The 19,723-nt window shown below is 59.7% G+C and carries 18 protein-coding genes; 15 read left to right on the plus strand and 3 right to left on the minus strand.

Annotation, left to right across the window (positions count from 1 at the left end; all coding sequences use genetic code 11):
• Genes RTCIAT899_RS22605 through RTCIAT899_RS22630 form a run of 6 tightly spaced genes read left to right on the plus strand, consistent with a single transcriptional unit; the run spans position 1 to position 6,538 of the window.
• Positions 1–1,005, plus strand: a complete 1,005-nt coding sequence (locus RTCIAT899_RS22605; RefSeq protein WP_015342119.1) for a sugar-binding transcriptional regulator — start codon at positions 1–3, stop codon at positions 1,003–1,005.
• Positions 1,002–1,997, plus strand: coding sequence for an aldo/keto reductase (locus RTCIAT899_RS22610; protein ID WP_015342120.1), 996 nt, complete (start codon positions 1,002–1,004; stop codon positions 1,995–1,997). The genes RTCIAT899_RS22605 and RTCIAT899_RS22610 overlap by 4 nt, the downstream gene beginning before the upstream one ends.
• 12 nt (positions 1,998–2,009) lie before the next feature.
• Positions 2,010–3,752 (plus strand): glycerol-3-phosphate dehydrogenase/oxidase, encoded by a 1,743-nt coding sequence (locus tag RTCIAT899_RS22615; RefSeq protein WP_015342121.1) that lies wholly within the window; start codon positions 2,010–2,012, stop codon positions 3,750–3,752.
• Complete coding sequence (locus tag RTCIAT899_RS22620) at positions 3,725–4,567, plus strand: class I fructose-bisphosphate aldolase (protein WP_015342122.1); 843 nt, start codon at positions 3,725–3,727, stop codon at positions 4,565–4,567. Before RTCIAT899_RS22615 ends, RTCIAT899_RS22620 begins: the two co-directional genes overlap by 28 nt.
• A gap of 33 nt (positions 4,568–4,600) precedes the next feature.
• The gene (locus tag RTCIAT899_RS22625; protein WP_015342123.1) at positions 4,601–6,130 is read left to right on the plus strand and encodes an FGGY-family carbohydrate kinase; all 1,530 of its coding nucleotides are present in this window, start codon (positions 4,601–4,603) and stop codon (positions 6,128–6,130) included.
• A 33-nt stretch (positions 6,131–6,163) separates the two neighbouring features.
• Complete coding sequence (locus RTCIAT899_RS22630) at positions 6,164–6,538, plus strand: hypothetical protein (protein WP_015342124.1); 375 nt, start codon at positions 6,164–6,166, stop codon at positions 6,536–6,538.
• A gap of 513 nt (positions 6,539–7,051) precedes the next feature.
• On the opposite strand, the gene RTCIAT899_RS22635 is transcribed toward RTCIAT899_RS22630, so the two are convergent.
• Positions 7,052–7,492, minus strand: a complete 441-nt coding sequence (locus RTCIAT899_RS22635; protein WP_015342125.1) for a response regulator — start codon at positions 7,490–7,492, stop codon at positions 7,052–7,054.
• A gap of 930 nt (positions 7,493–8,422) precedes the next feature.
• Here RTCIAT899_RS22635 and RTCIAT899_RS22645 point away from each other — a divergent pair.
• Complete coding sequence (locus tag RTCIAT899_RS22645; protein ID WP_244441529.1) at positions 8,423–9,781, plus strand: ATP-grasp domain-containing protein; 1,359 nt, start codon at positions 8,423–8,425, stop codon at positions 9,779–9,781.
• Positions 9,782–9,998: 217 nt separating this feature from the next.
• Here the strand turns inward: RTCIAT899_RS22645 and RTCIAT899_RS22650 are convergent, their stop codons facing one another.
• Together RTCIAT899_RS22650 and RTCIAT899_RS22655 are read right to left on the minus strand one after the other, a co-directional pair.
• Entirely contained in the window at positions 9,999–11,294 is a 1,296-nt protein-coding gene (locus RTCIAT899_RS22650) for an ATP-binding protein (protein WP_015342129.1), read from the minus strand.
• Between the two features lie 50 nt (positions 11,295–11,344).
• Positions 11,345–12,001 (minus strand): response regulator transcription factor, encoded by a 657-nt coding sequence (locus RTCIAT899_RS22655; RefSeq protein WP_015342130.1) that lies wholly within the window; start codon positions 11,999–12,001, stop codon positions 11,345–11,347.
• 134 nt (positions 12,002–12,135) lie between these two features.
• Between RTCIAT899_RS22655 and RTCIAT899_RS22660 the strand changes: the two genes are divergently transcribed.
• The 8 genes from RTCIAT899_RS22660 to RTCIAT899_RS22695 all read left to right on the plus strand — a co-directional run bounded on the left by RTCIAT899_RS22660 (position 12,136) and on the right by RTCIAT899_RS22695 (position 19,623).
• Entirely contained in the window at positions 12,136–12,708 is a 573-nt protein-coding gene (locus tag RTCIAT899_RS22660) for a DcrB/PsbP domain-containing protein (RefSeq protein WP_015341869.1), read from the plus strand.
• 4 nt (positions 12,709–12,712) lie between these two features.
• Positions 12,713–13,375: an ABC transporter ATP-binding protein gene (locus tag RTCIAT899_RS22665; protein WP_015342131.1), complete on the plus strand. Its 663-nt coding sequence runs from the start codon at positions 12,713–12,715 to the stop codon at positions 13,373–13,375.
• On the plus strand, positions 13,368–14,054 hold the full coding sequence (locus RTCIAT899_RS22670) for an ABC transporter ATP-binding protein (RefSeq protein ID WP_041678101.1): 687 nt from the start codon (positions 13,368–13,370) through the stop codon (positions 14,052–14,054). The genes RTCIAT899_RS22665 and RTCIAT899_RS22670 overlap by 8 nt, the downstream gene beginning before the upstream one ends.
• Positions 14,036–16,690, plus strand: a complete 2,655-nt coding sequence (locus tag RTCIAT899_RS22675; protein ID WP_015342133.1) for an ABC transporter permease — start codon at positions 14,036–14,038, stop codon at positions 16,688–16,690. The genes RTCIAT899_RS22670 and RTCIAT899_RS22675 overlap by 19 nt, the downstream gene beginning before the upstream one ends.
• The gene (locus RTCIAT899_RS22680) at positions 16,662–17,021 is read left to right on the plus strand and encodes a DUF1344 domain-containing protein (RefSeq protein ID WP_244441530.1); all 360 of its coding nucleotides are present in this window, start codon (positions 16,662–16,664) and stop codon (positions 17,019–17,021) included. The genes RTCIAT899_RS22675 and RTCIAT899_RS22680 overlap by 29 nt, the downstream gene beginning before the upstream one ends.
• A 240-nt stretch (positions 17,022–17,261) precedes the next feature.
• Positions 17,262–17,651, plus strand: coding sequence for a hypothetical protein (locus RTCIAT899_RS22685; protein WP_015342135.1), 390 nt, complete (start codon positions 17,262–17,264; stop codon positions 17,649–17,651).
• Between the two features lie 74 nt (positions 17,652–17,725).
• A complete protein-coding gene (locus RTCIAT899_RS22690; RefSeq protein ID WP_041678103.1) occupies positions 17,726–18,565 on the plus strand; it encodes a COG4705 family protein in 840 nt (279 codons plus the stop codon).
• A 182-nt stretch (positions 18,566–18,747) separates the two neighbouring features.
• The gene (locus tag RTCIAT899_RS22695) at positions 18,748–19,623 is read left to right on the plus strand and encodes a glycosyltransferase family 25 protein (RefSeq protein WP_051043378.1); all 876 of its coding nucleotides are present in this window, start codon (positions 18,748–18,750) and stop codon (positions 19,621–19,623) included.
• The last annotated feature ends 100 nt before the right edge of the window (positions 19,624–19,723 follow it).

A 19,723-nucleotide genomic window follows, 5' to 3' on the forward strand; every position in this document is an offset into this window, starting at 1 on the left:
ATGCCGATTGCAAAGCCGAAATCCCCATCCGCGCCTCGCGAGGAGATCGTCATCGCGCGCCAGATGCACCAGGCTCTCGTTCTCCATTTCCTCGAAGGCTTGACGCAGGCGCAAATCGCCGATCAGCTCGGCCTCTCGCATGCGACCGTCAACCGACTGATCAAGCGTGGCCGCCAGCTCGGTCTCGTCGAGATCAAGATCAAATCCCCGGTCGAACCCTTGGTCGACATGGAAGAGCAGCTTCTCGCCCTTGGTGGCATCAGCCGCGCCATCGTGGTACCGACGGTATCCGATAATCTGCAGACGACGCTGCAGACCGTGGGCGAAGCCGCAGCCCGGCTGCTTCTCGAACAGATTGTGGATGGCGACACCATCTGCATCACCGGCGGCAAGGGTGTCAGCGCGGTCGTGGCCGGCCTTCAGACGTCGCGCCGCTTCGATGTTGCCGTCGTCCCCGCAACCGGCTGTGTTCAGGGCAAGCATTATACCGATGTGAACCACGTCTCGACGATGATGGCCGACCAGCTCGGTGGCCACTCGTTCCAGATCCACGCGCCTCTCTTCGCCGATAGCGCGGCTGAACGCGACATGCTGATCAACATGCGTTCTGTCGCCGACGTCTTCAGGCAGGCGCGAGAGGCCAAGGTCGCGGTCGTCGGCATCGGTTCCATTCTCTCCGACGACTCAAGCTATTATGACCTGCATCCCTCTTCTAGTACCGATCGCGCGGCAATCGAGCGTTCCGGCGCTTCATGCGAGTTGCTGGCCCATCTGCTCGATGACCGCGGCAGCGTCTGCGACTACAGCCTCAACCGGTCGCTGGTCTCGCTCACCCTTGCGGAATTTGCGTCGATCCCAACGAAGATCGGTGTGGCCAGTGGTCCGAACAAGGCAGGACCGATCCTCAGCGTCATGCGCGGTCATCATCTCGATACGCTGGTAACGGACGAGGCGACCGGAGCGCGCGTGCTTGCGCTGGCAAAGGGGGAGGGACAACGCGCATGAGCGGGCAACAATTAATACGCGCTATAGGCAGCTCAGGCGTCAGCGCCTCGGCAGTCGGTCTCGGGACATGGGCAATCGGCGGTTGGATGTGGGGAGGCACGGACGAGGCGGAATCGATCGTGGCGATCCATGCGTCACTGGATGCCGGTGTCAGGCTGATCGATACCGCGCCGGCCTACGGCCTCGGACGATCGGAAGAGATCGTTGGTAAGGCGCTTGCCGGCCGTCGCGACAAGGCTGTCATCGCGACCAAATGCGGCCTCGTATGGCACACCGAGAAGGGCAGGCATTTCTTCGATCAGGATGGCCAGCCGGTTCACCGCTATCTTGGTCGCGCCGCGATCTTCCACGAAGTCGAGGAAAGCCTGCGGCGTCTCGGCACCGATTATATCGACCTCTATATTACCCATTGGCAAGACCCGACGACGCCGATCGAGGAGACGATGCGCGCCCTCGAGGACCTGAAGACGTCAGGCAAGATCCGCGCGATCGGCGCCAGCAATGTCAGCGCCGCCGAGCTCGAAGCCTATGTTTCAATCGGCGGTCTCGATGCCATCCAGGAACGCTTCAGCATGCTCGACCGAGAGATCGAGGCCGATCTGCTGCAGCTCAGCCGGGCGAACGGCATCTCGACGCTCAGCTATTCCTCTCTGGCGCTCGGTCTTCTTTCCGGTGCGATCGGGCCTGAGCGCATCTTTTCCGGTGACGACCAACGGCGCGACAATCCGCGTTTTTCCGTTTCCAACCGTGAGAAAGCGTTCGCCTTTGCGGCTGCCATCCGACCCGTTGCCGATCGGCACAAGGCCAGCATTGCCCAGATCGTCATAGCCTGGACGCTTGCCCAGCCCGGCGTCACCTTTGCTCTTTGCGGTGCGCGCAACCCAGCGCAGGCGCTCGACAATGCAAGGGCCGGAACCATTCGGTTGGACGCGGACGATCAAGCAGCCATCGATGCAGCCATTTCAACGAAACTGACCGATATGGACAGGTAACGGATCACCATCATGAATCGTGAAGAGACGTTGGACGGGCTTCGCCGGAGCTCGAAGGTGGACGTGTGTGTCATCGGCGGCGGCATCAACGGCATCAGCGTCTTCCGCGAGCTGGCGCTGCAGGGGCTTCACGTGCTTCTGGTCGAGAAGCATGATTATTGCTCCGGGGCGAGCGCTGCACTATCGCGCATGGTGCATGGCGGCCTTCGCTATCTTGAGAATGGCGAGTTCAAGCTGGTACAGGAATCGCTCGTCGAGCGTGACCGGCTGCTGCGCAATGCTCCACACTATGTCGCCCCGCTGCCGACGACGGTGCCGGTCTTCGACATCTTCTCCGGGCTCGGCAACGGATTGGTCCGCTTCCTGGGATTGTCACGCCGGCCCAGCCGCCGCGGCGCCATCGCGATCAAGGCGGGACTCGGTATCTATGACTTCCTGACGCGCAAGCGGGCGATGATGCCGCGCCATCAGTTTCGCGGTCGGCGCAGCACGCTCGCCAAGTGGCCGGCGCTCAATTCCGGCATCAAGAGTTCCGCCACCTATTACGACGCCTGGGTCAGCCATCCGGAGCGCCTCGGCATCGAGTTGCTGGATGACGGGCTGTCCAGCGGATCGAGGGCACTGAACTACGCGGATATCGGCGCGACAGGTGCGGGCCGATATCTCGTGCACGACACCATCACCGGCTCTTCGGTGACGATCGAGCCGTCACTCATCATCAATGCAACTGGCGGATGGATCGACATTACCAACGGCATGCTCCTTAAACCCGAAACACGGACGGTCCCTCTTGTGGGTGGAACCAAAGGGTCTCATCTCATCATCGACAATACGGCGCTCTACAATGCGCTCGCCGGCCACATGATCTATTACGAGAACGAAGATGGCCGGATCTGCATCCTGTTTCCTTACCTGGGTAAGGTTCTGGTCGGGTCGACCGATATCCGCATCGACGATCCCGACAGCGTGCGCTGCGAGGCGGACGAGCGGGACTACATCCTCCAATCCTTGTCCTTCGTTCTTCCCGATATCAAAATCCGGCCGGAAGAGGTCAGCTTCCAGTTCTCGGGCGTGCGTCCGCTACCAGCGAGCACCGACAGCTTTACTGGCCGCATCCCGCGCGATCATTTCTGCACGGTCGTCGATGCTGCCGATGGCGGCCCATCGGTGGTGTGCATGATCGGTGGCAAATGGACGACATTTCGCTCTTTCGGCGAACTTGCGGCCGATCTCGCCCTCGAGCGGCTGGGGAAAGAGCGGCGAATTTCGACAGCCGACCGCGCGATCGGCGGAGGTCGACGATTTCCGCTCGACCGTGCCGCATGGATCGCCCAGGTGGCCACTGAAAAGGGAATTCCGGGTAGCCGCATGGCCGTGCTTTTCGCTCGCTACGGCACGCAGGCCGAAGCAATCGCCGGCTTCATTGCAACAGCGTCCGACAGACCCATGCCGCATCCGGATTATTCCGAGCGCGAGCTCATCTTTCTCATCCGCAACGAAGCAGTGGAGCATCTCGACGATCTGCTGCTGAGGCGCACCACGCTTGCCATATCGGGCAACCTTTCACAGCAGATGATGGACGCGACGCTCGATCTTCTGGCCAAGGAAAAAGCCTGGACACCGGCGGAGCGGAGCGCGGAGCGCGAACGTTTCCTCACCCTGCTGCGTGACCGCCACGGCGTCACCGAAAGCACCCTTTCCGAACGAAACGAACAAAGGAGCCTAGAATGCGAAACAACAGCAAAGTCCGGATGAACCGGCTGTTCAATGGCGGCCGCTGCCTGGATGTGGCCATCGATCACGGTGTCTGCAACGAACCGTCCTTCCTCAATGGTCTCGAAGACATGCCGGCCGTCGTCGAGACCCTGGTGAAGGCAGCACCCGACGCAATCCAGATGAATTACGGGCAGGCAGATCTGCTGCAGAATGTTGCGGCCAAGGATAAGCCGGCGCTTGTGATGCGTATCGACATGGGAAACCCCTATAACCGTACGCGGCATCGGCATATGTGGGCGGTGCTCCAGAACGAAGCTGAGCCTTTGATCGGCGCAATCGAGATGGATGCGGCCTGCGTCGTCGTCAATCTCTTCATGCTGCCCGACGAGCCAGATCTGTTTCGCCAATGCGTGCAGAATATTGCGCGTGTGCGCGCCGATTGCGATAAATACGGCCTGCCGCTGATGATCGAACCGCTTGTCATGCAGCCGGTAGACACGGCTGGCGGCTACATGGTCGACGGTGACGCCGACAAGATCGTCACCTTGACGCGGCTTGCCCGCGAGATGGGAGCGGATATCGTCAAGGCCGACCCAACGACGAATGCGGAGGATTTTCACAGGGTGGTCGAGGCGGCCCGTTGCCCGGTCCTGGTGCGCGGCGGCGGCAAGGAAGACCTTCGCGCCGTCTTCGATAAATCGGCGGCCTTGATGCGACAGGGCGCCGTGGGCATGGTCTATGGACGCAATATCTATCAGCATGCCAATCCGAGCGCTGTCGTGCGCGGGCTGATGGCGATCATACATGACGATGCCAGCGGCGAGGACGCCTTCGCGCTTTACCAGCGCGGCTGATCGTAAAGACTGGAGCCTTGGGAGGGGCTTTGCATGGCAGATTATCTCTTGGGGCTCGACGCCGGCAACACCGTCATCAAGGCGGTGATCTTTGACCGGGAGGGCAACGAAATCGCGGCGGCGGCAGAAGAGGGCCATAGCCGCATGCCATGTGCCGGACAGGTGGAGCGCGGGCTCGACGAGCTTTGGGCCAATGCCCGCAAGGTCATCCGCAATTGCATCGAACAGGCCGCGATCCAACCGCAGGATATTGCCGCGGTGGGCTGTGCCGGCCACGGAAACGGGCTTTATGCGCTCGATCGTGATGGTCAGCCGCTGCTCGGCATTCAGTCGCTGGATACGCGCGCGGCTGGCCTTGTCGAGCAATGGCAGGCTCAAGGCGTCGGCGACCGCACCTATCCGATCGGCCAGCAGCGGCCCTGGCCGTCGCAGACGCCAACACTGCTCGCCTGGCTAAAACAGCATCGGCCCGAGACCTTCGCAAGAATTGGGACGGTCTTCCTGTGCAAGGACTTCATCGTCAATCGGCTCACCGGCATGCGGGTCAGCGAAGTCTCGGATATGACCGGCTGCGGCCTGCTTGATGTCGCCAATCGCCGCTACGATCGCGTGTTGATGGAGGCCTATGGCCTTGGCGACTGCATGGAGCTTCTGCCGCCGTTGATCGAGAGCGCCGATATCGCAGGGCACATCACCGAAGAGGCCGCCAGTCAGACAGGGCTTGCCGTCGGCACGCCCGTCGTCGGTGGTCTGTTCGATGTCATCGCGTCGGCCATCGGCTCCGGCGTCACACGGACTGGGGACGCCTCGATCATCGCGGGAACCTGGAGCATTAATCAGGTCATCATCGACAGGCCGCAACTGGCAGGCCCCATCTTCATGTCCTCTACTTTCGACCGGGAGCGCTATATGGCGATCGAGTCCAGCGCCACTTCGGCTGCGAACCTCGAATGGCTGGTGCGGGAATTCTTCTCTGCTGTTCCGGCGGATGGAGGCTCGCCCTTTGATCTTTGCGGCGAGCTTGCCGCCGCTATTGTGCCGGCGGCGGACGATCCACTCTATCATCCCTTTCTCTACGGCGCTCAGCAGGACGGCAATGCCCGCGCCGGCTTCTATGGGGTTGCCGGTTGGCATAGCAAGGGGCACCTTGTGCGCGCTGTCTTGGAAGGGGTCGCCTTCGGTCATCGCCAGCATATAGAGACGATGCGCCGGGCAGGAGCCGTCTTCAACGACGCCGTGCTTTCTGGCGGTGGTTCCCGAAGTTTGATCTGGCCGCAGATATTTGCCGATGTGCTGGGACTGCCGGTGTCGATCGCACGCTCGCGCGAGACCGGTGCGCTCGGGGCAGCGATCGCGGCGGGAACCGGCGCCGGTATCTTTGCGGATTTTACAGCGGGCGCGGCCTCGATGGTGCGAATGGAGCGCAGCTACGTTCCAAACAGGCATCTGGAAGCGCATTATGAGCGGCGCTACGGCCTCTACCGCGATATGGCCGAAGCGATGGCCCCGATCTGGCGACGCCTTGCCACGGGCAACGAACCGATCGCAGGAGCCATAAAATGAGCAAGTCTTCGAACGCTGAGATCGCCGAAGGATATGAAGGCGACTTTCCTTTATCGCGTGGCGAACGCCAGCTCCTATGCCCAGTCTTTCAGGCCTATCGCACCCGGCCGCTATGCCATCACCTATGCAGATTGCCAGTACGGCATCAGCCAGTTTAGCAACGGCGTAAAGGTCGAGGCCGGTGGTGACCATAATTTTCTGTTCAGTTACGTTAGCCCGCTCGGAGGCGCCAGCACGATTACAATTGGTGCCGGGCAAATTGTCGATGCCGGCTACATCCGCCTATTGGGACGACGTAGCAATCCCATTGTTGTAGCATCTGGAGCCTCGGCGGCAGAGCGAGATGTGATGAAGGAAGTTCTTCCTGAGGTGTACACTTCGATCACCTTTACTCAATTTACCCCTTAATGGGACGTTGCGCGGCCGCGCTTGATTATGCCTTTCGTGCTGCCTCGCAGAGGACCGATCGAAGTTCAGCGCCCCACAAGCTCCAGCTACCATTACACCTCTCGCCGTCCCGATCAGGCCAACCCCGGCGTGAATGGCCGCGCTCTATTGCTGCCACTTCACCCGCAACATCCAAACGGGACAGTCACCGCCGGCGCAAATTGGGCATTCCCTCAAGCTCAATCCCATATATGCTATTGAAAAGCCATAGCGGCGGCTCGTTACAATAACAACAGGGTCGCCGGTTCAGATCCCTTCAAGAGCCGGAATTGCCCTACATCGGAGGCACCTAACCCTCGCCCAAAGGTTTCCCGCTCCTCCGCTCGAAAACTTGGAGGAAGCGGACTGTATTCTCCAGATCCATGAACGTCCCTCCTGCCGCCGGCATGCCCAGCGTGACAGGATGGAACCACAAGTCGTCGATGAGAGAGGCTTAAGCGCCCCGAGCGGATCCGGGTCCGTGATGCTGGCATCCTATTGGCCGACCGTGCTCGTAGCAGCATCGTTAAGAAGAGTGGTCAACGCTGTGACGAGTTGGGCATGAACGAAAGGCTTCTGAAGCAAAATGCTGTTAGGAACGCCTTGGGCTGCCCAGTCTTGGGCGCTGTCGCCAGTCATATATATCACCGGCATGTGTGGCTGTAATTCCCGGGCTCGCCGAGCCAAATCCCAACCGTTTGCCGCTCCTGGCATCTTTATATCGGTTATCAGGGCGCAAAAGCGGGCCGAATCCTCTTCCAAAGCAAGGATAGCCTCGTCCGCATTCGAAAGGGCGAAATGCTCGAAGCCCGCATCCCTCACGACATCTTCGAGATCTGCTTTTATGAGGAATTCATCTTCAGCGATAAGAACAAGCAGCTGACGCCCGTCTCCGCTGATGATTTTGGGAGATTTCTCGGCGAAATCATCGACCATGAGCGAGTCCTGCGCATGCAGGCGGGAGCTCTCAGCCCTCAGCCGCCAGCGCCTACGGGTTCATCTGCTGGCGATGAGAAAAGGATAGAGTATTGCCATCATATGTCCATCCTCGCCTTCGCTGGGCGTGAGGAATTGGTCCGGGCAAGTAAGCAGCGAGCTTTTCCATGTTTGGTGGTGCCGAAGCTCGGGACGCGACGAGCGTTTAGTTGACGACGCGACAGCAAGATGGGTGCTACCGCCTAATGTCGTCTAGTCGCGTGAAGCCGGACTAACGCATATCCGGCGCCACCAATCTCAATCAGAAGGTCTGCTCTGATTTCCCGATCGGTGACTGCCTTGATTTTGGTCCATTCGTCTATCTTGGTATCGAGCGGGATAGGCAATCCTTCTCGCAGCAGGAGGGTAAGCTCAGGCGCTCTTTCCGATTTATAGATACAAATCCTCATCGCACGGAACCTCAACTGCACAGATTTGTGACAGTAATATTGCAGTGCGTTATCGCCTATTGCAATGCCGCAAGCAATTTTCTGCAAATGTGCCGATGTATATTCCCGTACCCCTGTCCATATACGTCGCTTCTTCGGCTATGCGTGATCCTGAGCGTCTCGCCTCGTTTGCAGATTTCCTAACCGTTGGTCCTACCGGGACATGGAGGGTAAAGAACCGAGGTCGCTGTATCGGTCTGCCGCCGCGGGCGTAGGCAGACACTGCCTGCTGGCTGGCCGGGTACGCATCGGCGCTCTCTGGCACCCGCAGAGCGTAGGCCGGTGCCAGAGAGCGCCGAGAAGGGCGGAGCTCAAGTGAGCGATTGAAGCGAATTGTGTGACCATGGACATCGCGGCTAGGAAAATAATGCGGACCTTAGAATCAAGGCATAGCGTTGATTTTGGGAGCTTGAAGAGGTGATCCGACTTCAGCGAAACGTCAGTGAAAGGTGATAGCCACGACTATTGGCTGCTCCCAAAAGAAGTCAGCACGATCATCGGATTTTTCATTGGATGGGCGGTAAATTGTTTCGTTTGGGCTATAACGAATGACCGAATCATGAGGAAGGAGCCTTCGACCGGCCTACGACCGGCATTTCCGATCGATATCATTGGCAAGGCAAAAATCATCCGGTCGATCTATGAGGGGCGTGACCTCATGCCCCTATGGAACGATCTCCTTAGCCGGGTGACAGTCGATCCTTCCGATGCCGCAGCTTTCCTCGACCTGTCGATCATTATGAATTCGGTAGGACAAACAAGCGAGGCTGCTATCGCTCAAAGAGCCGCGCTTCGGCTTTCGAAGACCTATCGGTTAACTTTCGGCCATGGAAACGGCGTGAATGTCCTGGTCCTTGTCACAAAAGGCGACTTCATGGCTAACACGCCGATCGAGCTCCTGCTTGAAGAATCAAACGCCACCGTCCTACTCCACTATGTCGATGCCGAAACGGCCAATCTCGACGACGTTCCGAGCCATGACGTCGCCTTTGTCGCTGTTTCCGAATCGACCGAAAATTTGCCTGTGCTACTCAATCTCGAAAGATTGTTGCAGGACTGGCCAGGCCCCATAATGAACAATGCGCCGCGCCTTGTCATGGGTTTGTCTCGCGATGGCGTTGCAGAAATGCTGCGCGAAGGAGTTGCCGTCGTAACTCCGGCCATCACCAGAATCTCCGGAAGCGTTCTTCGGAATATCGCCGACGGTGCGCTGGCCTTGGAGGCTGCTGGTAGCATCGTCACCTACCCGTTCATCGTCCGCCCGCTCGATACCCATGCCGGCCACGGCATGGAAAAGATCACCGACCCCGCGCAGTTGTTCAGCTTCTTGGAGGCGCATCCCGACCCGATTTTTTATATTTCCTCGTTCATCGATTACAGCAGCCAGGATGCAAAGTTCCGTAAGCAGCGCGTCGCCTTTATTGACGGCAATGCCTATGCAAGCCATATGGCTGTCTCTGACCACTGGATGGTGCATTACCAGAACGCCGGCATGTCGCGTTTCGAAGACAGGCGTGCTGAGGAAGCTGCCTGGATGGTGAGTTTCGACGAGGAATTCGCTGTCCGCCATGCGAACGCCTTCGCCGAGCTCAACCGGTCTTTCCCAATGGACTATTTTGCCATCGACTGCGCCGAAATGCCCGATGGCCGCTTATTGGTCTTCGAGGTGGATGTGGGAATGTACATCCACTGGATGGATCCAGCGGAGCTGTTTCCTTACAAGGAGCAGGTGATGAAGAAATTGTTTCGAGCGTTTGAAGCCGCCCTCGAGCGTCGCATTCAGCAACGCGACAAATGCTAGAACCATCCGCCGCTCAAGTCACGGCGACGCTTGTCGACAACGCCGCCACCGACGAACGCTGACTGTCTATGGCCCCTCTACATAAAGGCCGTCGCGGTAATGCCAGCGACAGCCGCAAACATCGCGCACAGGATGCCCGATCGAAGAATTCCAGGGTGCCTCGAACGGCAAACTGCTCCATCACGGTTTCGTTGGAGGCAATCAGCATTAAGATAATCTAGAGAGGAACGTCGATGCGCTCTGTCCGACTTTCAAATCGAACAATGAGGCTTGCGACAAGGCCAGGACCGTCCTCGCGCATGGCAAGTGTTAGCCGCGCTCCTTGCCTTTCGGCTGCGGCTTTCGCGATCGCCAGCCCAAGGCCGCTCCCCTCGCCAGCCTGAGGCCCACCGCGGAAGAAGCGCTCAAAGACACGTGGCATCTCTTCCTCCGCGATGCCGGGGCCGGTGTCCCGGATTTCGATTCGTGCTTCTCGCCCGGCGACGGCCACCGCGACGTCGACGGTTCCGCTCGGTGGCGTGTACCGCACGGCGTTCTCGACCAGATTGTCGAGGATAATCTCAAAATCAGCTAACGCACCGATCGTGATGGCCTTGTCCCGGTGCGTGATGCCAAGGTCGATCCCCCGGCTCTCGGCGAGCGGGGTCAGGCGCGCAATGGTGTCAAGCGCAAGCTGCACGAGGTCGATCGGCTGCGGCGGGGGGGCGGTCTCGTGGGCGTCGTAGCGCGCGAGGCGCAACAGCTTGCTCACGAGGCTGGTGGCCCTGCGGACTCCAGCTTCGAGCTCAGTCAAACGCTCGGAAAATCGATCATCCCGGTCGTCGTGCCTAAGGTTGTCGATTTGAATTTGCAGCGCCGAGAGCGGTGTACGCAATTCGTGGGCCGCATCAGAAATAAACCGTCGCTGTTTCTCCAGCATTGCGCGAAGCCGGGCGAGCAACAGATTGATCGAACTTACGAAGGGAATGACTTCGGCCGGAACGTCGTCGGTCGGAACAGGGCTGTCCACCGTCGTGTCTCGGAAGGCGACCGCGGTGGCGAGGCGATTGAGCCGGGCCATGATCCGATCGATGATCCAGCTCAGCGTCAGCAATGACAACGGAATGAGAACGATGATCGGAAGTGCCGCCTGGAGCGCCGCACTAGCCGCCAGTTCCTGCCGGACGCTCATATCCTGGGAAACCTGAACAGTTCGATCCGGTGCGACCAGCGTGTAGACGCGCCAACTGCCACTGCCGGTCGAAGCGTCGGCAAACCCGGTCGCCGATTGGCGGGGAATACCAATAGTGGAATGCGATTGCCGCAACGTGCTTCCGGCCGCATCCCAGACCTGGATGACGAAGTCGTCTTCCGGATCGTGCGGTGCACCGCTGTCTGGCCCTGTCACGGGTGATGAATGCGTGTCCCCGACATAAAGGGCGATCTGCCGAAGCTGGTTGTCAAGGAAGTCGGATGCCTCGTTCCGAGCGAGGAAGTATGACGTTGTCGCCGCGCACGCGCCGATGGTCGCCATCAAGCCGGCGAGCCAAAAGAAAGCCGTGCGTTGGATCGATATTGTGTTTATCACTTCGGGACCATCCAGCCTGCCCCTCGGACGTTGCGTATGATGTCCTTATCGAACTTGCGTCGCACGTAATGGATGAGGACGTCGATGGCGTTGCTTTCCACCTCCTCTCCCCAACCATAGAGCCTTTCCTCAAGTTGGGAGCGGGAAAGAATGGTTCCGGGACGCTCCAGCAATGCCTGAAGCAGGGCAAATTCGCGCGCTGGCAATACTTCGCCGCACCCACGATATTTCACCTCATGGCTAGATAGGTCGAGCTCGATTTCGCTCGTGTAGAGGATCGAAATCGCCTGACCTCCGTGGCGGCGCAAGACAGCGCGCATGCGTGCGAGTAGTTCTTTAACCTCGAACGGCTTCACCAGGTAGTCGTCGGCACCAAGGTCCAGCCCTGTGATGCGATCGTCGAGTTCGTCACGGGCGGTGATCACCAGAATTGGCCTCTTGTCTCCAACTGCCCGCAGCGAGCTAAGAATTTCAAGGCCGGAACGGCCCGGCAAGCCGAGGTCAAGCAGCACAAGGCCATGCCCGCCAACCGTGACGGCTTCATGCCCCAGGTGGCCATCCCGCACCCAGTCCACCGACATGCCTGCATCGTCGAGCGCTCGTACGAGAGCCCGGCCGAGCATGACATCATCTTCAATCACAAGAACACGCATGCTTCAAAGTAACCTAAACGCATCCACCTGGACAGATTTGGTTTAAGCCTACTCCACGACGGCTGATCATCTAAGACCCTCCTAATTCTGCTGGCGTCACATGCCTGCTCAAATCCGCAGAGGAGCGCTCAATCATGACTGTCCGCTATCGAATATCCGCCGCAATAGCCTTGCTGCTCATGATGTCATCCGGCGCGTTTCCTCCCGCTTTGGCACAGGAGAAGCTCGCCGCGCCGGAGACGACCCCGCCGGGTGACATTCCGGACAATCAGGTCTTCATCACCTACACCTCTCCTGACGGATATGCTCTGAAGGTGCCAGAAGGATGGTCACGCGCCGAGATCGACCATGGCGTTCGGTTCTCCGATAAATACGATGAGATAGATGCTACCCTTGGCGCCGCGAGTGCTGCTCCAACAGCGTCCTCAGCCAATGCACACGAAATCCCGGACCTCAAAGCGGCGGGGCACGCAGTCAAAGTCACTGCCGTCAAGAATGTAAAGCTTGCAGCGGGGCCGGCCGTTCGCATCAGTTATGTGTCGAATTCCGTGGCAAATCCGGTGACGAACAAGCAGATCAGGCTCGAGCACGAGCGCTTCATTCTGTTCAAGGATGGCAAGACGGTCACGCTCGATCTCGCCGCACCGGCCGGTGCAGACAATGTCGACCAGTGGCAGTGGATCTCCAACTCTTTGCAGTGGAGATGACCACATGAGCGTACTGGAGGCGGCCGAGCTTTATCGCTTCTATCATGCAGGTGACGACGAAGTCGTGGCTTTGCGTGGGGTTGCCCTCGCGCTCGATGCCGGAGAATTCACCGCTTTGAGAGGCCCGTCGGGCAGCGGGAAATCGACGCTGCTTGCCTGTCTTGCCGGGCTCGACGAGCCGGACGGCGGCGTGGTGTCTGTCCTGGGCGAGCGCATGACCCGGCGCCCCGAGCCGGAGCGGGCTCGGCTTAGGGCGCGCCATTTTGGCATGCTGATGCAGTCGGGAAATCTTTTCGATCATCTGACGGTACGATGCAACATCCGTCTACAGATGGAGATTTCCGGCCACGGACGATCGGATGAGATCGATAACCTTCTCGACAGCCTGGGCCTTGATGGTCTGGCGGATGTCTTGCCGGCTCACCTTTCAGGCGGTGAGGCGGCGCGCGCTGGCCTGGCCGTGGCGCTCGCGGCAAAACCGTCGATCCTGCTTTGCGATGAGCCCACTGCCGAGGTCGATGCGGCGACGGAACAACTCGTCATCGATCGTCTAATCGAAACCTGCCGCAACGGTGCCGCCATCCTGATCGTCACGCACAGCCCCGCGCTCGCCGCACGGGCCGATCGCATTGTCGACATCCGTGATGGAGGCATTGTGCATGGCTAGAGCTTTACTTGTGGCCGTCGACGACCTTTGGCGCAGCTTCCAGCGTGAGCGAGGCGTCGTGTCAGCCGTTCAAGGCTGCTCTTTCAGGATTAGCGCCGGCGAAAACATCGCCATCATGGGACCCTCTGGCTGTGGAAAGACGACGCTTTTGAACCTGATCGCAGGACTGGACATCCCGAGCTCAGGACGAGTGGAGTGGCCGGGGCTTGGTCCGTCCGACACATTGCGTCCCAGGCGGATCGGCGTCGTTTTCCAATCCGCGAACCTGATGCCCGCGCTCACCGCCGTCGAGAACGTCGAACTGCCGATCCTTCTCGGTAACGGTTCCGACGCCCGCGCTCGCGCCCTGACAGCGCTTGCCACTTTCGGGGTCGAGCCCCTTGCGCAGAAGCTTCCCGAGCAACTCTCCGGCGGCCAGGCTGAACGGATCGCCGTCGCTCGAGCCGTTGTAACAGATCCGGAATTGATTGTTGCCGACGAGCCGACAGGCCAACTCGATCAGGCCGGCGGTGCAATATTGGTCGACCGCCTACTTGCCTGGGGGCGGCAGACCGGAAGTGCCATAGTCATAGCAACGCATGACGAGCGTGTGGCGGCAAAGATGAACCAAGTCTGGCAGATGCGTCGCGGCAGAATAGAGAGCATGATTGAGAGGTCCACATGTACGGGCATTGGTTGATCGGACTTATCCGAACCCGTTCCGGTCGCCTCCTCGGCACCATCGGCGGTGTAGCGCTGACAGTCGCCTTCATCGCATGCCTGGGTGCCTTTTTACAATCCAGCGCTACCGAGATGATGGCACGGTCGGTCGCCCAGGTACCAGTCGACTGGCAGGTCCAGTCGTTGCCGGGGGCAGATCACAGCGCAGTCGAGGCTGCGATCCGCTCGGCCGCGCCGGTCACCGCCTTGCAGTTGATCAACTATGCTGACGTACCAGGCTTTGAGGCGAACACGGGAGGTACCGTTCAGACCACGGGCGGTGGCACGGTACTTGGTATTGACCCGAGCTATTTCGACCAATTCCCCGGACAAGTCCGACGGCTGGTCGGGTCGATCGATGGCATCCTGATAGCACAGCAGACTGCCGCCAACCTGCATGTCGCGGTGGGAGATCACCTTGTCATCCACCGCCACCAAGCACCTGATGTCGGGGCGACGATCGCCGGCATTGTCGATTTGCCGAACGCCGATGCGATGTTTCAGGCAATCGGTGTTGCGGCTGGCGCCGCACCGCAAGCCCCGCCCGACAACGTTCTGCTATTGCCGGCAACCCAGTGGCAGCAGGTGTTTGAGCAGCAAAGCGCCAAGCGGCCCGATACCGTCAAGGCCGAATTTCACGTCAAGCTCGATCACCGCGGTCTGCCCGCCGATCCCGTCGCTGCAAGCATCCGTGCGACCGAGCAAGGTCACAATTTCGAAGCTCGCGTCGCTGGAACAGCGCTGCTTGCCAACAATCTGGCGGCTCGATTGGGAGCGGTGCGCGAAGATGCCCTCTATGCGCGGCTGGTTTTCCTGTTCCTCGGTGCTCCAGGAGCAATCCTCGCCATTCTGCTGACGCTTGCCGTAGCGGGAGCTGGGCGCGGCAAGCGCCGTCGCGACCAGGCGTTGCTGCGCTTGCGGGGAGCAACGGTCGATACAGTTCTTCGTTTGGCTGCCGCTGAAGCGGCGGTTGCGGGTATCGGCGGTGCGATCTTCGGTATTCTCCTTGCTGGCCTCGCGGCGCATTTCATCCTCGGGGTGGCACTCTTGCGCAGCACAGAGTTTCCTTTTCTCAGCGCTGTGGCGGCGGCAGGGATCGCGCTTTCGCTCGCAGCGATCGTGATCCCAGCCTGGTGTGACACTCGCAGGTCGACCGTTGCCGCCGCGCGGCTGCCAGTCGGCAGTGATCGGATACCGCTCTGGGCCCGCTTCTATCTCGATCTTGTGCTGCTTGCGCTCGCTGCGGCGTTCTACTGGCGTTCCGCAGCGGGCGGATATCAGGTCATTCTCGCGCCGGAGGGCGTGCCGGCGGCGGCGGTCGACTACACCGCCTTCCTTGCCCCTATGATGCTCTGGACAGGTCTGGCGCTGTTGGCCATGCGGCTCGTCGGGGCCGGGTTGCAGCAAGGCCGATTGGTGATCGCCAAGGGTTTGCGACCTCTCGCCGGGCGTCTGTCGGATGTGGTGGCTGCAACCTTTGGGCGACAAGGTCGCCGACTGACTGGTGGGATCGGCCTGGCCGCACTTGCTTTCGCCTTTGCATCGTCAACCGCGATTTTCAATGCGACCTACGAAGCACAGGCGCGAGTCGACGCTGAACTTACCAACGGTGCCGACGTCACCGTTACCGGCACATCCGCTGTACCCGCCTCGCAAGTCCTCGGCAGCCTCTCCAAGTTACCGGGCGTGGCGGCGGCCCAGCCGATGCAACACCGATACGCATACGTCGGAACCGACCTTCAGGATCTCTACGGCATCGATCCGACTCGCATCGAGACGGCTACGGCCGTGTCCGATGCCTATTTCGCCAACGGCAATGCCAGAAGGACACTCGCCGACCTCGCGCAAACGCCCGATGGCGTACTGGTCTCCCAGGAAACCGTGAACGACTATCAGCTCAGCCGCGGCGACAGCATCAACCTTCGTCTGCAAAACGCAGCCGATCACCAATATTACGTCGTGCCCTTTCGCGTCGTGGGCGTGGTGCGTGAATTCCCGACCGCGCCCAAGGATTCGTTCCTGGTCGCTAATGCGGCCTATATCGCCCGGCAAACCGGTTCCGCGGCAGGCGAGATTGTTCTCATTCGATCGAGCGGTAATCCGGCCCGCGTCGCTCTGGCCGCCCGAAATGCGACCGCAGGCATCCCCGCACTCAAGGTCAGCCAGATCGGCGATGCCGTCGCCCTGATCGGGTCGAGCCTCACTGCAGTTGATCTGGCCGGACTAACGCGGCTGGAACTTATCTTCGCGGTTGTCATGCTTGCTGCTTCGGGCGGACTGGTGCTCGGCCTTGGCTTTGCCGACCGCGAGCGCTCCTTCGCTATTCTCGTGGCTCTAGGAGCCCGACCACGACAGCTCGGCGCCTTCCTATGGAGTGAAGCGGCATTGGTTACCGGCAGCGGCATGGTCCTGGGTCTCGGGGCGGGCGTGCTGGTTGCCTATGTGCTCGTCAAGCTGCTGACAGGGGTGTTCGACCCACCCCCCGAGATGCTTTCGGTGCCTTGGCTCTATCTCGCAGCTCTCATCGTCACGACGGCGGCCGCCGCTCTGATAGCCTCGACGGGCGAGGCAATACGCAGCCGAACACATGTCACAGAGAAGCTCAGAGGCGAGTGATGATTTGTTTTTTCGCAATCATGCCGCCGTTGCGGGAAAAATAGATATCGGCGGCCGAGATCTTGAAAGGGTTAAGCAAATGAAACCGCAAATGATTATGGCCGCGATGCTGGTGCTGGCACCGATCGGTGCCGTATATGCCGCCGAGACTTCCGGCACGATCACTGCAATCAGCAAGAATGCCGATACAATCACGCTATCGGACGGCAAGACTTACTCCCTGCCCGAAGGGATCGAAGACACCAAACTCCGCGTCGGGGAGAAGGTCCAGCTAACCTATGCGGACAAGGGCGGTAAGGCGGTTGTCTCCCATCTGGTTCCGCAAAAATGAACATTGCGGCGGCCGGTAATGCCACCGGCCGCCGCATACGGTTGATTACTATCGAGTGCTACGTCAGCGTCCGCTCTAATTCTCAGCTAATTAAACCCGCGTAGTCAAAGCGGGCCAGCCGAACGCCGCCGGCAAAAGAGCGAACATATCGCGCTGCCACCGCAGTCGCGCCATTCAACCGGCGCGGGGCGACATGAAGTAACGCCTTCCTTGCACTACTAAATTCGGGGAAATCCACTGATGAGACAGATCTTTCTTGTCATCGCGCTCATCGCCGTTCCAGTAGCGGCTTTCACCGGTTTTGAGCTCTACGCCAATAATGCGCCCGCCAACGCGGCGGATCTAGGCGATCTATCATCGTTCAAGGCCATCATAGCTGACGTCCAGACCCTCGCTTCGAAGGGCGATCTGTCGGCCGCCGCAAAGCGCATCACCGACTATGAGACGGCCTGGGACCAGGCGGAGACTGCGATCCGTCCGCTGAACCCGAACGACTGGAACAACATTGACACCGCTTCCGACGCGGCGCTGAAAGCTTTGCGTCAATCCTCTCCGTCTGTTGACAGAGTCAACAAAACGCTCGCCGCTCTCATCGCGGTTCTCAACAATCCGGCCCAGCCTGCTCGATAGGCAGCGTCGGATCGCGTTACCTCATGTCAGAATTGCCCCGCGAGACGTTCAAAGCTCGTTCAAGGAGACTCGTGATGTCTGCACCGATTGCCAAAGCTGTCGTTTATAATCGTGTTCCCCGCGTCACGGCCGATTTCTGGCTTATTAAGCTGATGGCCGTTACGATGGGTGAAACGGCGGCCGACTATCTCAACGTGCAAATGGGTCTAGGGCTCACGGCGACATCGCTGGTTATGTCCGCTATTCTGGCCGTCGCGTTGGTATGGCAGTTTGCGCAGAAGAAATATGTTCCCGCCGCCTACTGGCTTTCCGTGGTGCTGATCAGCATCGTTGGCACGTTGATCACCGACAACCTAGTCGACAATTTCCATGTGCCCCTGCTGGCTACGACGATAGCGTTCTCGGTCGCCCTCGCGCTTACGTTCTTGCTGTGGTTTCAAACAGAGCGGACGCTTTCGATTCACTCGATATTTACCGGGCGGCGTGAGGCCTTTTATTGGCTTGCTATCCTGTTCACCTTCGCGCTCGGCACGGCGGCGGGCGATCTGGTGGCGGAGAAATTCGCGCTCGGATACCTGGCTACCGGCATCTTGTTTGGGATGATCATCGCCTCGCTCGCAATCGGCTACTTCTTCCTCGGTCTCGATCCGATCCTTGGCTTCTGGCTGGTCTATATTTTGACCAGACCCCTTGGTGCCTCGTTCGGCGACCTGATGTCTCAGCCAGCGCAATATGGTGGCCTGGGCCTGGGCACTATCGTGACAAGCGCAATTTTCCTTGCTGCGATCGTGACGATCGTCGCCTTCATGAGCGTGCGGGGCGAAGGCGAAGAACTGGCTGAGATCAACGAGGATGGAAAATTGGGAAAGCCCGGCCAGCGCGAGAGGCTCACGGTTGCCCGAGAAGAGCGCTAAAGCCGCTTGGCAGGGCAGGCACGTTTCATGCGTTCGACCAGTCGCAAATTCACTCCATGCCGTAAAAGGCAATCGGGCAGTATCTCAAGAATGGGAAACTTCGTCGCCGCTGCCTCGATAAATCACCATCGGAGGTGCTGTTCCGGCGGAGGCTTCCGGAACCGCTCTCGCTTGCCGCAATCATGGAAAAATCCAGTAGAGCCAAGACAATGCCCGAGACAGACCTTGCGCGCCTATCCCTGAAAGTCTTCCTCATCAACCTCGATCGCGCCGTCGACCGCATGTCGCACATGCGGGAGATGCTTGATCGCCTTGGTATCCCGTTCGAGCGAGTGGCGGCGGTCGAGGGGCGGGCGATCGTTTTACCCATCAGAGAGTTCGACGAGATTGGATACCGCGTTCTCCACGGCCGGAAACCCAACCCCGCAGAGATCGGCTGCTATCTCAGCCACATCGAATGCGCCCGCCGATTCCTCGAAACGGCAAATGCCTTCGCCCTCATATTGGAAGACGACCTCAAGCTTCCCTTCGATCTCATCAATTTTCTGGAAGGTGCGATCCAGGCGGAAAGCGATTGGGACATTCTGCGCCTGTCGACGGTCAGCAGCGGCAGGAAATACGCTTTCCGTGCCCTGGATGGCCACCGCTGCCTTGCAATCGCTCTCACCAGAGAAAAGGGCTCGGGCGCATATCTGATCAACCGTGCAGCGGCGCGATGGTTTCTCAACGCATTGCTGCCGATGCGGCTTCCCTTCGACCTTGCATTCGATCTGGAATTCCTAGCCGGACTGAAATCCGCTTTCGTGTACCCGCTACCCATCACTCAGGATCTCGAAGTGCCATCGCAGATACAGGGCAATCGCGGAAGCTTTCATCTGTCGCGATGGCGCTATGCGAGCGTCTTGCCCTTCCGTGCTGGGCTGGAAATCGCCCGCGCGCTCATGCGAACGTCCCGGCTGTGTTTCCTCAGGCTACGCCCACCGGCGACGTTCGCACAAGCGGGGCGCAGCCTTGCTCTACTCGGTCAGAAAAATCGTCGAAAGCCGAATGCACGCTGAGCGGCAAATCGCAAAAGCGTAACTGGAGATGGACGAAATGAAGCGTGCGCGGTTTGCGGACGAACAGATCCCCGGAATGCTGAGTGGCCAGCGCGAGAAC

Source organism: Rhizobium tropici CIAT 899, from assembly GCF_000330885.1.
Classification (GTDB): domain Bacteria; phylum Pseudomonadota; class Alphaproteobacteria; order Rhizobiales; family Rhizobiaceae; genus Rhizobium; species Rhizobium tropici.

Excerpts from the sequence above, each read along its gene's own strand:
- RTCIAT899_RS22605 (WP_015342119.1), top strand. The coding sequence starts at position 1 with ATGCCGATTGCAAAGCCGAAATCCCCATCCGCGCCTCGCGAGGAGATC.
- RTCIAT899_RS22610 (WP_015342120.1), top strand. The coding sequence starts at position 1,002 with ATGAGCGGGCAACAATTAATACGCGCTATAGGCAGCTCAGGCGTCAGC.
- RTCIAT899_RS22615 (WP_015342121.1), top strand. The coding sequence starts at position 2,010 with ATGAATCGTGAAGAGACGTTGGACGGGCTTCGCCGGAGCTCGAAGGTG.
- RTCIAT899_RS22620 (WP_015342122.1), top strand. The coding sequence starts at position 3,725 with ATGCGAAACAACAGCAAAGTCCGGATGAACCGGCTGTTCAATGGCGGC.
- RTCIAT899_RS22625 (WP_015342123.1), top strand. The coding sequence starts at position 4,601 with ATGGCAGATTATCTCTTGGGGCTCGACGCCGGCAACACCGTCATCAAG.
- RTCIAT899_RS22630 (WP_015342124.1), top strand. The coding sequence starts at position 6,164 with ATGAAGGCGACTTTCCTTTATCGCGTGGCGAACGCCAGCTCCTATGCC.
- RTCIAT899_RS22635 (WP_015342125.1), bottom strand. The coding sequence starts at position 7,492 with ATGGTCGATGATTTCGCCGAGAAATCTCCCAAAATCATCAGCGGAGAC.
- RTCIAT899_RS22650 (WP_015342129.1), bottom strand. The coding sequence starts at position 11,294 with ATGGCGACCATCGGCGCGTGCGCGGCGACAACGTCATACTTCCTCGCT.
- RTCIAT899_RS22655 (WP_015342130.1), bottom strand. The coding sequence starts at position 12,001 with ATGCGTGTTCTTGTGATTGAAGATGATGTCATGCTCGGCCGGGCTCTC.
- RTCIAT899_RS22660 (WP_015341869.1), top strand. The coding sequence starts at position 12,136 with ATGACTGTCCGCTATCGAATATCCGCCGCAATAGCCTTGCTGCTCATG.
- RTCIAT899_RS22665 (WP_015342131.1), top strand. The coding sequence starts at position 12,713 with ATGAGCGTACTGGAGGCGGCCGAGCTTTATCGCTTCTATCATGCAGGT.
- RTCIAT899_RS22670 (WP_041678101.1), top strand. The coding sequence starts at position 13,368 with ATGGCTAGAGCTTTACTTGTGGCCGTCGACGACCTTTGGCGCAGCTTC.
- RTCIAT899_RS22675 (WP_015342133.1), top strand. The coding sequence starts at position 14,036 with ATGTACGGGCATTGGTTGATCGGACTTATCCGAACCCGTTCCGGTCGC.
- RTCIAT899_RS22680 (WP_244441530.1), top strand. The coding sequence starts at position 16,662 with ATGTCACAGAGAAGCTCAGAGGCGAGTGATGATTTGTTTTTTCGCAAT.
- RTCIAT899_RS22685 (WP_015342135.1), top strand. The coding sequence starts at position 17,262 with ATGAGACAGATCTTTCTTGTCATCGCGCTCATCGCCGTTCCAGTAGCG.
- RTCIAT899_RS22690 (WP_041678103.1), top strand. The coding sequence starts at position 17,726 with ATGTCTGCACCGATTGCCAAAGCTGTCGTTTATAATCGTGTTCCCCGC.
- RTCIAT899_RS22695 (WP_051043378.1), top strand. The coding sequence starts at position 18,748 with ATGGAAAAATCCAGTAGAGCCAAGACAATGCCCGAGACAGACCTTGCG.